This window comes from Polaribacter sp. Asnod6-C07, from assembly GCF_045063625.1.
GTDB lineage: Bacteria > Bacteroidota > Bacteroidia > Flavobacteriales > Flavobacteriaceae > Polaribacter > Polaribacter vadi_A.
In genome coordinates this window covers 3,303,055-3,316,460 of the sequence record NZ_JBEFOF010000005.1, presented here as the reverse complement: position 1 = coordinate 3,316,460, position 13,406 = coordinate 3,303,055, and the positions used below count along the sequence as shown (strand labels likewise).

The following is a 13,406-nucleotide window of genomic DNA, read 5'->3' as shown; positions in this document are numbered from 1 at the left end:
CTGTGTTAAATTAATTGTAACAACCAGCCAGTCAGTAGGGTATGAAAAAAGTGAATTTTATGTAAAAATTATCGAATTCATAAAAAATTCCTATATTGTAACGCAATTAGCTCTAATCAAGGGTTTTAAATTAACTAAAAATCAATTATTATGAAAAAGAACAAAATAGACAAACCATTGTCTAATCATCCGTTTTTACACTACAATGCCAATGATATGAATAATGAAGTATGGCTTACTGTTCAACAAGTTATGCAGAATTTTAAAATAAGCAAAAGTACTGTATATCGTTTAAGTAAAAAACATGCAATACCAAGCTATAAGTTGGGTAATATGCGTATGTATCCTAAGAACTTAATAAACAGAATATTTATTACCCAATCGTTAAAAAACATTAAAGATTTTAACAATTACAATCTAGATTAAATAGCTTTACAACTAAAGTTAGATAAAAAGTGTGTTAGTATATCATAAGTTTAATATAATTTACTAACACGCTTATACTTATCCGTTGATAACATCTGCCACTATTGTTTTTTTAATTACAATACAGTTACTGTGCCTAAATAGGTGCTATTCGCAGCATAGTTAGTATCTGGTTTGTAAAAAGAAGCCCAAACTTCTACCTCAAAACCAAGCATAAACTCAGGCAAGGTAATACTTGCTGTAGCAGCATCTCTAGTAGCCACACTGGTATTACTATAAAACAAATTAAGATCGGGTGCATAGATTACTGCCATTAAAGCATCTGTGTTTGTGGCTTTACCTTGGCCACTATTGTTTTGCCAATTTAGGTTTAAAATACGCCCAGTAGCTGCAGCAGCAGTAGCGCCATCTAAGCCCCTTAAATCTCCTTTACTAATCAATACCTTTTCAAAATCCATTACCATACCTTGGGCAGTGCTAACTACTGCATTTTTAAGGTGATAAGAGGTTGCCAAATTAGAACGCGATTTATCTCCTTGCGGACTCCCAAAATACTGGCTTAAGATATTTACAATAGGACTCAAAAAGGAGATGACTATTTTAAACTTTTCACGCTGTTCTTCTTGTTTGGTACTTGGGGTATATTTACCACGTTGAGGTAAACTACGCATAATGTTTTTTCCTCTCCAACGAGAACCTACTACGTTACCTACTTTTCCAGAAAATCCACCAAGGATTCCTTTTTCAAATGTTGCCATAATTAAATGTTTTTAAGATTATTAGACTTCAAAACTAAAATTTAAATAACTGTAAACCAATACCTTGACATTAGTTGACGCTAATTAACCTTAACTAACTTTAAATGGTTTTAGTTAACTTTTACTGACACTATATGACACTCTGTGACACACTTAGACCCCAAATGAACCCCATTGATTTTGTATGAATCAAAATTTAGGTTTTTAGGGGGTTTTGTTCGAGTTTTGTTCGGGTTTTCTTCGGGTACAGGTAGGGTGTATTTTTTTAAAATGGATGCTTTTACGAAGCAAACCCCAAGCAGACTAGAACAAAACCTATAGAAAAGTGTTTTTTTTAGTAAGATTGTTGTGTTTAAACCCTTTATTGATAACAATAGGAATCTTAATTTTTCTTTTTTTTAAGTGGTTTACCTAAAGATTTTTATATATTTAACGTAAAAATTGAATACTAGTGAAAGAAAATGAAAATGTATCTAATGATCTAGATTTATTTTTGCAACATTCTTGAACTGAAAGGGTAGGTGATTAATAATTTAGAAAAAGTGGGTATAGCCACTAGTTGTACCACATTAAAAAAATAAAGAATGGAAAAAATATTTTTGAAAAATTACAAAGGTTTCAAAAATCAAATAATTGACTTAATGGATGTGAATTTTCTTGTTGGAGAAAATAGTACAGGTAAAACATCTTTGTTGAAAATTATTAATTTGCTATCAAGTGCAGAATTTTGGTATAATTATGAGTTTAATAATAATGAAGTAGAATTAGGTTATTTTGAAGAAATTATTGATAAGAGAAGTACTGAAAAATTCTTTCAGTTAGGAATAGAGAAAGAGTTAATCAATAATGATAATAAAACTATTTTTAGAATAAACTGCGAATTTACTGAGCAAAATTCAATACCAATCCTATCAACAATTAAGGCTAATGTAAATGATTCGGATGTTTTAATAAAATTTACCAAAAAGCAAATAACTTATCGTGTAAAAAAAGGTTCAACAATTCCATTTGCTGATTGGATTCAAGATTATGAGTTTCCGAAAACATACAAAAAACTAGGCTTACCTTATACCTCTTTTCCTATTTCTATTCTGATTGAATTAATTAGTAGTGAAATTAATCCCAATGAGAGCAAGAAATCAATTCGTAATCGTTTTGGAAATGAAAGATTATATAACAATTATAAATGGTTAGCACCTATTAGAGCCAAAGCAAAGCGAACTTATGAATCTTATAAAATAAAATTCTCTCCAGAAGGAGAACATATACCATCATTATTAAGACAAATTCTTTCTAGTAAATCAACGAAAGAGAAAAATAGAATTATAAATGTATTAGAACATTTCGGTAAAGACAGTAATCTTTTTGATAAAATCGAAATAAAAGATTTAGGAAAGAAAAATAGTTCTCCATTTGAAATAATAGTAAAATATAATGACATTGAAGTTAAATTACCAAATGTTGGGTATGGTGTCTCTCAATCACTTCCTTTAATAATAGAAATATTATCTTCAGAACAAACTTGCTTTTCTATACAACAGCCTGAAGTACATTTACATCCTAAAGCCCAATCTGCTTTTGGAAGTTTTCTTTTCAATTCTGCTTATAATGATGATAACAAATTCATTATAGAAACTCATAGTGATTTTACAATAAATCGTTTCAGACATAAATTAAATAAAAAGGGGAATGACAAAATATCTTCAAAAATTTTATTCTTTGAGCGAACTAAAAGTGGTAATAAAATAACTGACATAAACATAAAAAAAGATGGAGTTTATGAACAGTTTCTACCCGATACTTATAGAGATTTTTTCATTGATGAAGAATTACGTTTACTAGAACTTTAATTTATGGCAGTTATTATTGACGCTAATTGTATAGCAAATGTTTTTTCAAAAAGTAATGAAAAACATTCTGAATTTGAACCAATATTTGAATGGATAGTAAGAGGAAAAGGAATTATGATAATTGGAGGTTCGAAATATCAATCAGAACTAAAAAAACTTAACAAGTATAATACGATAATACGATTTTTAAGAGAAGTTGGTAAGGTTTATAGTGGAGATAAAGCAAAAATTGATGAGCATCAACTGGGAATTGAAGAGTTAAGGGATAATGAAGATTTTGATGACCCTCACTTACCGGCTATTATTATTGATACAAGATGTAGAATAATTTGTTCAGAGGATACGCGCTCTATTCCTTACGTAACTGATTCAAAATATTATCCAAAAGGTATAAAAACACCCGTATATTATACTTCTTCAAGAAATAAAAATTTATTATGTGATAAATATGTTGATGATTCATTAAAACCTCTTTATCGTATTAATAAAAGGTATGCAGATAAATTAACCAAAATGATAGAATAAAACGTGGTACAACAAAGGCTATAATTAATACGGGTTTTGGTGCTTAATCGAAAGTTTAGAGCTTTTAACTAAGTCCGCCAAATCTTTTGATTTGGCTTTAGAACAAAAAAGATAAAACAAAATAAAAAGTTTTGGCTAAGTGCTTAATCGGAAATTCAGTAATTTTAATTCCCGTACTAACCATAGCCGAAACGTTGTACAACATTACCAAAAACTTCAAAATTTGAACAAATTATTATTATTATTATTATTATTAGCACTTTTAGTTTTCTCAAACACATTCGGTCAAGTGCAGAAAACATTCTTTGTAGAAGGTGTAAAAAGTGTTGAATATGTTACTGTGAATTTCTGTGTAAATGATGAAGCGAAAATTAACGAAGTAACAATTGTTGCAGACAAAACTACATATGAAAATGAATATAATATTGAGCAACTTCGACAATATCTTCTTGGAGTTCAATATTATCCTGAAAGTAAATTAAAAAATAATTGTTATGATTCGACTTTTGAATTTATAAATTCCTCTTACGAAAAAAAGAGTTTGAATAAAGACGAATGTAACACTTGTAAAAAATTTAGAACTGGACTTTATGAATACAAGCATGTATTATACAAAGACACTAAAATCAAACGGAAAAGAAAAGTACAAAGAGAAATTGGAAAAGAAGACAAACAAATTTACTATATAAAATGGCTTTCTGGTTGCATATATGTTTTGACTTATAAGCGTATGACTGAACCACGCCTAAAACATTTAATTGGAAAAGAAATACACGTTGAAATTATTGATATACTTGACGATGGAAATTATGTTTACAGATCAAAAGCAAACTTTCAAGAAAAAACTGATTACGGAATTATAAAAAAGGTAAAATAACGTTGTACAACAACATGTATAAAAAATTGCTAATTTTAGCTAAAACAAAAGTCAGTTGCATTTTTGCAAACTTCTGAATTTCTTTACGGAAATTCCTCGTTCACAAAAAACGCAACTTTTCACAACACAACAACATTAACTACAATAGAAATGAAGTTAATAATTAAAAGAAATTGAGAAGCTCTTATGTCAACTCATGATAAAAACAAGGATAGATTCTTTCAAAGAATGGTTAACATTGGCGCTGACTATAACTCTTCAATCACTGAAATCAGATATTTGCGTGTAACGAATATTGCATCCGTTTTAGGAGTAATTTATAATGTAACTTGGATACTAATTGCATTGTTTCTCACAGACGCACTAGTGATTTACGGGAGCAATACTTTCTTGGGATTAATGTTTCTAATGGCGTTGATATTCAACAGGAAAGGGTGGCGAGTCTTGGCTTCCATATGGCTTATTCTAGCCTCTTATATGTCTGTTCTCTTGTTTCTTTATTTGTTGGGATATTCCTCAGGGGTTGCAGTTGTTTGTTTTCTAATTATTATTCTACCATACATGACTTTCCCCAAAAAGGCAAGGAATATAGCTCATGTCTTTAGTATTCTAGCTTGCCTGACTTTGATTGTTACTGTAGTATTTCAATCAAATATAACATCTCATTTTAAAGGATTAGATCCCTACTTATCGCAAATAGTTAATATCAGCTTTACTGGACTCATTTGCCTTATACTCATAGCAAGTATGTCTATTCTAATTGATAAATCAGAGGAATCTTTAATAGCAGAACAGAAAAAATCAGACGATCTTCTGCGCAATATTCTACCAGCAAACATAATCAGAGACTTAAAAGAAAGCGGTAAGACAATTCCTAAAAGACATAATAATGTAACTGTTCTATTTACTGACTTTGAAGGATTTACTGAGCTTGTAGCATCCATATCAGCAGTCACTTTAGTCAATGAACTCAATGATATTTTTGGTCGTTTCGATGAAATAATGGAAGAAACGGAAGTTGAAAAGATTGAAACGATTGGTGATGCCTATATGGCAGCATGTGGCCTTGAAAAAGAAATGACAAATCATGCTGCTAACTGTATTAGAGCAGCACAAATGATGCAATCCTACCTTGAGAAGCGGAATAAAAGCCATGAAATAAAATGGAGAATGAGGGTTGGGATACATTCAGGAACTGTAGTAGCAGGTGTTGTAGGCAAAAAGAAGTTTGCATACGACCTTTTTGGAGACACTATAAATACTGCCAGCAGAATAGAATCTGCTGGTGAAGTAGGTAAAATAAATATATCTTCATCTACCCATGAACTGATTAAAAATGAATTTGCATGCCTTTCTCGTGGAAAGATCCTTGCAAAAGGAAAAGGGGAATTGGAAATGTATTTTGTGAATTAAACTGTAGCTAAAACTGTGTATAATTAATGGTTGGTTCTAACCAATTTACGAAAGTCTTCGCGGACTTTTTATTTGTGTTTTATTTACTATTTTTAGTGTTTAAAACAGACAACTAATTTTATACAACAACGTAGGTAACCTGTCAAAAGAAATAAAACTAAAATTTAAACTAAGTGCTAGATTTATTTTTTGTAAAATTCTTGAACTGAAAGGGGAGAGGATTGTTATTAATTTAGAAAAAGTGGGTATAACCAGTAGTTGGCAACAAGCACATAACTGAACGTAGGAAAAAGAATATTTTGAAAAAATGAAATTGAAAACTATAATATTGACTATGGGAATTTTATCATTTTTATTTGGTTGTAAAAACGAAAAAAAATACAAAGATAAACACGGAAATGAAATCATTGAAAAAGTAGATGAAACATTTATAATCCCTGCAGAATATAAAAAGACTGGAGCATCATATAAAATCTTTTTACGGAATGAAACTGGAAAACCTGTGAAAATTAAAGACAAGTTTACTTTAAAGTCGAATGAAGAGAAAATAATTGAATTTATGGATACAGATTCAATTTCTTTTGACATTGGACCAAAAATTTATTTTGGAGAAAATGGACTTGAAGTAGATGACAAAAAAGGTGAATTAGCTGGAATTGGAGGTGAATATTGGGAAAAATATAAAGTTCCTAAAGATGTTGAATACGGATTTGTTATAGTTCCAGAAAGTAAAGGAGATTTATAAACAGAAAAAAATGAATAGAATTCTGATAATATTATTTCTGACTTTTAACTTTTGTGCTTTTGGACAAACTCAACACGTAATGCACAAAGAAGCAAGTGAAGAATATAAAAAATCTGATTTTGAATTAAATAACGTCTATCAAAAAATTCTGACTGAATATAAATCTGACTCAGCTTTTATTAACCAACTAAAAAAGACACAAAGAATTTGGATTACTTATAGAGATTCTGAATTGGAAATGAAATTCCCTGCTAAAAATAAGCAAGCTGAATATGGAAGTGTTTATCCAATGTGTGTTTCTTTGTATTTAAAAAAACTGACTGAAGAACGAATTGAAAAATTACGGATTTGGTTAAATGGAATTGAAGAAGGTGATTTGTGTTCAGGTTCAGTTAAAACGAATTAAAAGTCAGTTGCCAACAACATATATTAATTTATTGCTGGCTTTTTGCTTACTTACGAAAATCCTCGCGGATTTTCTTTGTCTGTAATTATTTACTAAATTAGTTGCTTAAACCACGCAACAAACCATATATAAACACGTTGGCAGTAATGCTGAAACCGAGAAACGAAGAACAAAATGATAGATAAATTTTTAAAAGCAAAACATTGGCAACTTTTCACTCTAATGTTTGGAATTCCAATTTTGTTTCAAATAGTAATGATGGGAACAATGTTTTCGAATATGAATTCCGAAACAAATCCTGACCCAACGAAAATGTTTAATATGTTTAAATTTTTTCCAATAATAATGATAATCTATATGGGAATTTTCTTTGGTTGGTTTTGGTCAATTGCAATTGGATTACAAAAAAGAGTACCTGAAAACGTAACAATGAAAACGAAGAAATTTAAAATATTTTTCTTTATCCCATTAGTTTATATACTCTGTATTTCTCTTTTTATTGGTGGAATGTTCAGCGGAATAATGCAAAATGGAACTGAACCAAGTGGCGGATTTGGAGTTGGAATAGTTGGAATAATTCTACCACTTCATTTACTATCTATGTTTGGAGTGTTCTACTCTTTGTATTTTGTTGCAAAGACATTTAAGACAGTTGAATTACAAAAAGAGGTGAGTTTTGGAGAATTTGCTGGTGAATTTTTTATGTTATGGTTTTACTTTATCGGAATTTGGATTATACAACCGAAAATTAATAAAATGGCGGGAAATGAAAACACTACTGCCAACAAAGAACTGAGTTAAAAAACAAATAAATTCTTCATTAAAATTAGGCAATAGTTTTCTGGCATTGTTGAAGTAGAATAAATTTCCTTTGGTCGATTTATTTCCAATTCAACAAGCTATAATTATCATTATTATCTTTTTTTTTATTCAGTTTTTAATACTGATATATGATTTGCATCATAGGGCTTGCCTGATTTTGCAATCGCAAATGCTTGTTTTAATAACTTGTTTGAAACGGCAATTAATGCTAACTTTTTACTCTTCCNGAGTTAAAAACTAAAAATATAATTCCGTTTGACAGAATATTAGATTTAGATAAAATAAAAAAAGACGGATTGAAAATATCTGACTTTGAAAAATAACAGGGCATAACAAAGTATATAATTTATTGCTAGTTCTAGCTTGCTTACGAAAATTCTCGCGAATTTTCTATTCGGTTTTTATTTGCTAAATTAGGTGCTTAATCACGCAACAAACCATATACAGAAGCGTTACCCAACATTTAAGAAAAACTGTGAATTGGATTAAGAAACTTCTCGGAATTGACGATATACAGTCCAAGTTAACTCGGATTGAAAAGAATAATGATACTCTGATTTCATCTTTTGAAAAGAAAAGCAAAGAGAATGAAGTTCAAAATTTTAATAGTCTAAATTTATTAAATCCTGTACTTGAAACAAACATATTTAGCTTTGAAAAATTTGACCAAATAATTCCAATTCAAGAAAAAAAATTAATTGATAGTAATCCAAGTAAAATACTTCGAGCAATTTCAAGCATTCCCGAATTTGTAAGTGCTGGACTTTTATCTCAATCATTCCGATTCAACTTTCCAAAAGGTGTTTCTGGAAATGTTATGAAAATGGCAGAAGGACAAGGCACAGCAATAACAGATGCTAGCGGAAAAATATTAGCACACGGAAATTACATTTCAAACTTTGCAATAGCGTTACCTTTTATTGGGTTATCAATAGCTAATGCAATCATAAAAGAACATTATCTTTCGAAAATTAATGACAATTTAGAAAAGATTAATGAAAACATTGAGAGTTTAATTGAGTTAGAATTTATTAAGAAAGAAGTCAAAATTCAGTCTATTATTTTCTTTTTCAGAAAAGCATTCACAGAATTTGATTTGATTAATGATAATGACAATTATAGAAATGCAATACTAACAAACATAGTAAATAAAAATATTGAGATTTACGAGTTAATTCAGTTTTATAAAAAAGCAATAAACACAATAGATAAAGTAAAAGACAAAAAACTTTCAAACAGTTTAAACTATTTACTTTCATTACAAGAATTATATGTTTTTGGTAAAATTTTAGAATTTAAATACGCAAATCAATATAGTAGAGATTTAGTAACTATTTTACAATCCGAATTTGATGATTTACAAAAAGATTATGTAAAATTTTTCAACGAGAATAACGAGAAAATAAATTCTTTAAAAAGTTCCGTTCAATATACAATACTTGACAATAAACTCTTTTTCGGAAGTTGGGTTGGGAGTAAAAAATCAAAAACGGAAAAGCTTGAGAATTTGTCGAAATCTACTATCATTATTGACCAATTGATAACAAGAAGTCAAGATATTTTTAAAGAAAAAAATGAATTGCTTGATATTTTTATAAGAGAAATTGAAAAACCTCAAGAATATTACATTGAAAAAGGAAAATTATACGGAACATAAAAACGTTGGGTAACACCGTGTATAATTAATTGCTAGGTTCTTCCCTACTTGCGAATATTCCTGCGGAATATTCACGGGTTCGTAAAAGTTTGCTAACTTAGTTGCTGAACCACGCAACTAACCATACACAAACACGTTGTGTACAATAAAAATGAAGAACATTTATAGGAAAAATTTAGATTTATATTTTGAAACAATAACAGATTTTAAACATTCAGCAAATAGGTTGAATAAAGTCTTACTTAATGACGTTGAAAAATATAAAACTGAAAGTTCCGTCTATTCTTCAATGACAGCTTTAGTAATTGGAGATTGGACAGGTCCAACGGAAAATGGCTGGAAATTACCATTTCATACTGGAATTGATAAAATCACTGAAAAAGAAAATTATCCCGTTGAAATAAATAACCTCTTATCAAGGGAATTTTGTTTAGCTTTTTCTCAATGTTATGAAGCGTTGGAAAAATTCTTAAAAGACTGTGTAGATTCAAAAATCAAAAATGACGCTGAATATAAAAAAAGAATTGGTTTTAATGAGAACTACTCAAGAAAGGAATTAAAAGGCGGAGACAATATCTATAAACTAATAAAAAAAGCAGGAGGAAAAAGATTAATTAATTATTCTAAAAATAATAACAATAATTTCAAGTTTAAGGAAATTTTTACAATTTTTAGTGAAGTAAGACATTGTGTAACTCATAATAAAGGTTTTTTAGAGGTTTCCAAAATTCCAAATGATAAATATTACAAAAACCTATTCGAATTTTTATTTAATAAAAACAAACTTGAAGGAAAAACAATTTTAATCGAATTTGATATTAAGCTATTAAATAAATCTTTAATTTATTTATCCGAATTTGGATTTCAAATTTATAAAATATTGAGTGAGGAAGATAACTATGAATGGGAAATTAAATAAATTACTGTACACAACACCGTATAAACTTTATTGCTAGTTTTAGCTCACTTGGGAAATTCCTTCGGAATTTCGCCGTTCGTGTTTTATTTAGTAAATTCATTGCTTAAACAACGCAACAAAGCTTATACAACAACGTTGTACATAATGCAAAAAATGAGGAATTACATATTAATATTCTTATTGATTTTAAGCCATCTTTCGTGCAAAACTGAAAAGGAAAAAGATGAACAGAACTTAAAAACTGAAACGGAATTCAAAAATAAAAGCTTAAATGGCGTTTGGATAATGACAAGTTATTTTGACAGTATTGTTGAAAATAGAACAATCTCAAAATATAGAATGAAAACACCAACTTGGTTTGCATTAATAATTGAAATTTCGAATGATTCAATACATAATTATGGATCAATTATAAATGACAGTCAAAAAATAAATTTTAAGTCGGACACTTTAGCAATATTAAGCGGAATTGGTGTTGCTGGAGATTGGATTTTACAAAAAAAAGACCAAACATTAATTTTAAATCATTTACCAAACGAATATCTAGTTGACACAACATCTTACACTTTTGAGAAAAGGAAAAATTTGGAGTTTTTAATAGAAAAAGATTCTGAAAATAAAATTGATTTATGGAAATCTACTACAGATTATTTTAATGAAAAAATAATATTTGGAAAATACATCAATAAAAAAGATACAATAATTTTTGGTAAAAATAGAAAAGTTCGGAACTTTAAAGACTTTGAAAACTATCGTATCGTCAATTATTTCGGAACATCTCATCCTTTTAATCCTTACGATGTAATTTTCTTAACAAATGAAAATGAATTTAAACCTTACAACTGGAAATTTGACAACAACAAACTTATTCTAACTAACTTTATTCCAAAAGAAGAAATTTATAAAGGAAAAAAATATGTTACAGATGACAATATTTTAGGAAATGAAATAATCGAATTAATAAAAATTGAATAAAGCACTATGTACAACACCGTATATAATTTATTGCTGGCTTCTTGTCTACTTGCGAAAGTCCTCGCGGACTTTCTTTGTCGGTAATTATTTACTAATTTAGTTGCTTAAAACACGCAACAAACCATATACAACAACGTTAGCCACAATTAAACCAAAAAATGAACGAATTAACTAAAATTGGAAAAAAAAGAACAATTCTAATTTCTATAAGTATTTTATTAGTTTCAATTCATACGATATATTTTTATCATTCTGTGAAACCAGAAATTGAGTCAAAAAAACTTATTCAACAATTAATAAGGTTTTCATTGACAATCGGACTTTTAATTATGGTTTATAAAGGAAAGAATTGGGCGAAAATTGTTTCCATAATTTTATTTTCTTTAGCACTTCTAGGAGCATTAGTTGGTTTAGGAACTTTAGACACACCATTTATGAATAAAATCCCTTTATTAGTTATGATTTTTGTCTATTCAATGACAATTTATCATTTTGGTTTTGCTAAAAGTTTTAAAGAGTTTTTCAAATTTCAAAATACTGAAATCACAGAATCAATTCAAGACTCTAAAGAAATTATGGAATCAGAAAAATTTTGGAAAATTATTGAGATTACAAAATCTGAAAGTTCTGGAGATTATGAAAAACAACAATCGCTACTTGAAAGAGAATTATTAAAACTAACTGCAAAAGAAGTTTTAGAATTTGACAATAAATTTAGAACATTAAGAGGAGAAATCTATACTTGGGATTTTTGGGCTGCTGCCTATATAATAAATGGAGGTTGCTCTGATGACTGTTTCTCTGATTTTAGAGGCTGGTTAATTGGACAAGGTAAATCAGTATTTGAAAGTGCAGTTCAGAATATTGAAACACTTTCCCAACTCAAAGAAACAAACGATGGAGATTGGGAAGGTTTAAGTTATATTGCAACTGACATTTATGAAAAAAAGACAGGAAGTGATATGCCTAATGGAATTCAAGAAAATTTTGAAATTACTGGAGAAGAATGGGAAGAAGATGAAAATGAATTGAAAAATAGATTTCCGAAATTATATGCAAAATTCGGAATGGAATAAAAATAACTGTGGCTAACACCATATATAATTTATTGCTGGCTTCTTGCCTACTTACGAAAGTCCTCGCGGACTTTCTTGGTCGGTAATTATTTACTAAATTAGTTGCTTGAAACACGCAACAAACCATATACAACAACGTTAGGCACAAATAAAAAAAAATGAAAGAACTAATAGACTTTTCTTCAATATTAAATAACCTGATTGCTGCTATTATCTTTGGTATTAGTTCATTTTCGTTAATTTATATATTTAGGAATAGATTGAATAAAAGAGTTAAGAACTTTCTTATAACGGCTTTTAAGAAAAGTATTGGAGAAAAATCCTATAAGGAAGTTGAAATCGAAAGCACATTAAATGAAATTATTGAATCTGTTGAGAATACGCGATTTTTCTTTTTAAGAGCAGGCAATTTTAGCTTAAGTAATTCAAACTACAATAAAGTTGTTAAAAGACTTATTGAAGAACTTAATGTTTGGGACTACCACATTCATTTAAAGAACCCATTAACTGGTTCTAAAGGATTTTTAAATGACTATTTCGAGATTAAAGATTCACAAATAATATCTGTTAAACCAATATCAACAACTGAATTAATACAAATTAGAAGAAATGATTTTAACCAAAACTGCAAAGCCCTTTTTGAAAAGTATGAATTAAAACAGGATTTTATTGATATAATAATTCAAGGCGTTGTTCAAAGAACGGAAAAGTACCCCAAATTGAAACAAATAGATACTACCAAATTATCCATTACAAATGTCACTATTTTTTATCCGAATTCATCAATAAAATTAATGGACAATGTTGTTAATGAATTTGGAAACGCATTAATAAATAATATCAACAGTTATTATAGTGATAGTTTGTTCATTGGAGAAGACCCTTTGAAATCTGACAATAGAAATGCAATTGAATTTGGAACAACAATAATTGAATAAAATCTGTGCCTAACACCGT

General features: G+C 28.8%; 14 protein-coding genes and 1 pseudogene. 13 read left to right on the top strand and 2 right to left on the bottom strand.

Going from position 1 to position 13,406, the window contains the following annotated elements; translation table 11 throughout:
• Positions 1 to 150 precede the first annotated feature (150 nt).
• Positions 151 to 426 carry a helix-turn-helix domain-containing protein gene (locus tag ACJJVK_RS14485; RefSeq protein ID WP_215996127.1) on the top strand — a complete coding sequence of 92 codons (276 nt, stop codon included), beginning with the start codon at positions 151 to 153 and terminating at the stop codon, positions 424 to 426.
• A 116-nt stretch (positions 427 to 542) separates the two neighbouring features.
• Here ACJJVK_RS14485 and ACJJVK_RS14480 read toward each other — a convergent pair whose 3' ends face one another.
• Complete coding sequence (locus ACJJVK_RS14480) at positions 543 to 1,184, bottom strand: DUF6266 family protein (protein WP_405567193.1); 642 nt, start codon at positions 1,182 to 1,184, stop codon at positions 543 to 545.
• 584 nt (positions 1,185 to 1,768) lie between these two features.
• Here ACJJVK_RS14480 and ACJJVK_RS14475 point away from each other — a divergent pair.
• From ACJJVK_RS14475 to ACJJVK_RS14445, 7 genes are all read left to right on the top strand, one after another.
• Entirely contained in the window at positions 1,769 to 3,034 is a 1,266-nt protein-coding gene (locus tag ACJJVK_RS14475; protein ID WP_405567192.1) for an AAA family ATPase, read from the top strand.
• A 3-nt stretch (positions 3,035 to 3,037) separates the two neighbouring features.
• Entirely contained in the window at positions 3,038 to 3,559 is a 522-nt protein-coding gene (locus tag ACJJVK_RS14470; protein ID WP_405567189.1) for a hypothetical protein, read from the top strand.
• Positions 3,560 to 3,782: 223 nt separating this feature from the next.
• Positions 3,783 to 4,436 carry a hypothetical protein gene (locus ACJJVK_RS14465; RefSeq protein WP_405567187.1) on the top strand — a complete coding sequence of 218 codons (654 nt, stop codon included), beginning with the start codon at positions 3,783 to 3,785 and terminating at the stop codon, positions 4,434 to 4,436.
• Between the two features lie 186 nt (positions 4,437 to 4,622).
• The gene (locus tag ACJJVK_RS14460) at positions 4,623 to 5,849 is read left to right on the top strand and encodes an adenylate/guanylate cyclase domain-containing protein (RefSeq protein WP_405567184.1); all 1,227 of its coding nucleotides are present in this window, start codon (positions 4,623 to 4,625) and stop codon (positions 5,847 to 5,849) included.
• Between the two features lie 307 nt (positions 5,850 to 6,156).
• Positions 6,157 to 6,594, top strand: a complete 438-nt coding sequence (locus ACJJVK_RS14455) for a hypothetical protein (protein WP_405567181.1) — start codon at positions 6,157 to 6,159, stop codon at positions 6,592 to 6,594.
• A gap of 10 nt (positions 6,595 to 6,604) precedes the next feature.
• Entirely contained in the window at positions 6,605 to 7,000 is a 396-nt protein-coding gene (locus tag ACJJVK_RS14450) for a lysozyme inhibitor LprI family protein (protein WP_405567179.1), read from the top strand.
• Positions 7,001 to 7,174: 174 nt separating this feature from the next.
• Positions 7,175 to 7,801 carry a hypothetical protein gene (locus ACJJVK_RS14445; protein WP_405567176.1) on the top strand — a complete coding sequence of 209 codons (627 nt, stop codon included), beginning with the start codon at positions 7,175 to 7,177 and terminating at the stop codon, positions 7,799 to 7,801.
• A 125-nt stretch (positions 7,802 to 7,926) separates the two neighbouring features.
• On the opposite strand, the pseudogene ACJJVK_RS14440 reads toward ACJJVK_RS14445, so the two are convergent.
• Positions 7,927 to 8,046 (bottom strand): annotated as a pseudogene (locus tag ACJJVK_RS14440) (IS110 family transposase); the annotation flags it as partial.
• Positions 8,047 to 8,297: 251 nt separating this feature from the next.
• Between ACJJVK_RS14440 and ACJJVK_RS14435 the strand changes: the two are divergent.
• The 5 genes from ACJJVK_RS14435 to ACJJVK_RS14415 all read left to right on the top strand — a co-directional run bounded on the left by ACJJVK_RS14435 (position 8,298) and on the right by ACJJVK_RS14415 (position 13,387).
• Complete coding sequence (locus ACJJVK_RS14435) at positions 8,298 to 9,479, top strand: hypothetical protein (protein WP_405567174.1); 1,182 nt, start codon at positions 8,298 to 8,300, stop codon at positions 9,477 to 9,479.
• Positions 9,480 to 9,630: 151 nt separating this feature from the next.
• On the top strand, positions 9,631 to 10,398 hold the full coding sequence (locus tag ACJJVK_RS14430) for a hypothetical protein (RefSeq protein ID WP_405567172.1): 768 nt from the start codon (positions 9,631 to 9,633) through the stop codon (positions 10,396 to 10,398).
• A 153-nt stretch (positions 10,399 to 10,551) separates the two neighbouring features.
• Complete coding sequence (locus ACJJVK_RS14425; protein ID WP_405567169.1) at positions 10,552 to 11,373, top strand: hypothetical protein; 822 nt, start codon at positions 10,552 to 10,554, stop codon at positions 11,371 to 11,373.
• Positions 11,374 to 11,531: 158 nt separating this feature from the next.
• Positions 11,532 to 12,449 (top strand): DUF4240 domain-containing protein, encoded by a 918-nt coding sequence (locus tag ACJJVK_RS14420; RefSeq protein WP_405567166.1) that lies wholly within the window; start codon positions 11,532 to 11,534, stop codon positions 12,447 to 12,449.
• A 158-nt stretch (positions 12,450 to 12,607) separates the two neighbouring features.
• Positions 12,608 to 13,387: a hypothetical protein gene (locus ACJJVK_RS14415; protein WP_405567163.1), complete on the top strand. Its 780-nt coding sequence runs from the start codon at positions 12,608 to 12,610 to the stop codon at positions 13,385 to 13,387.
• Positions 13,388 to 13,406 lie beyond the last annotated feature (19 nt).

What these genes read in the sequence shown, in the direction of transcription:
- ACJJVK_RS14485 (WP_215996127.1), top strand. Translation starts at nt 151, where the DNA reads ATGAAAAAGAACAAAATAGACAAACCATTGTCTAATCATCCGTTTTTA.
- ACJJVK_RS14480 (WP_405567193.1), bottom strand. Translation starts at nt 1,184, where the DNA reads ATGGCAACATTTGAAAAAGGAATCCTTGGTGGATTTTCTGGAAAAGTA.
- ACJJVK_RS14475 (WP_405567192.1), top strand. Translation starts at nt 1,769, where the DNA reads ATGGAAAAAATATTTTTGAAAAATTACAAAGGTTTCAAAAATCAAATA.
- ACJJVK_RS14470 (WP_405567189.1), top strand. Translation starts at nt 3,038, where the DNA reads ATGGCAGTTATTATTGACGCTAATTGTATAGCAAATGTTTTTTCAAAA.
- ACJJVK_RS14460 (WP_405567184.1), top strand. Translation starts at nt 4,623, where the DNA reads ATGTCAACTCATGATAAAAACAAGGATAGATTCTTTCAAAGAATGGTT.
- ACJJVK_RS14455 (WP_405567181.1), top strand. Translation starts at nt 6,157, where the DNA reads ATGAAATTGAAAACTATAATATTGACTATGGGAATTTTATCATTTTTA.
- ACJJVK_RS14450 (WP_405567179.1), top strand. Translation starts at nt 6,605, where the DNA reads ATGAATAGAATTCTGATAATATTATTTCTGACTTTTAACTTTTGTGCT.
- ACJJVK_RS14445 (WP_405567176.1), top strand. Translation starts at nt 7,175, where the DNA reads ATGATAGATAAATTTTTAAAAGCAAAACATTGGCAACTTTTCACTCTA.
- ACJJVK_RS14430 (WP_405567172.1), top strand. Translation starts at nt 9,631, where the DNA reads ATGAAGAACATTTATAGGAAAAATTTAGATTTATATTTTGAAACAATA.
- ACJJVK_RS14425 (WP_405567169.1), top strand. Translation starts at nt 10,552, where the DNA reads ATGAGGAATTACATATTAATATTCTTATTGATTTTAAGCCATCTTTCG.
- ACJJVK_RS14420 (WP_405567166.1), top strand. Translation starts at nt 11,532, where the DNA reads ATGAACGAATTAACTAAAATTGGAAAAAAAAGAACAATTCTAATTTCT.
- ACJJVK_RS14415 (WP_405567163.1), top strand. Translation starts at nt 12,608, where the DNA reads ATGAAAGAACTAATAGACTTTTCTTCAATATTAAATAACCTGATTGCT.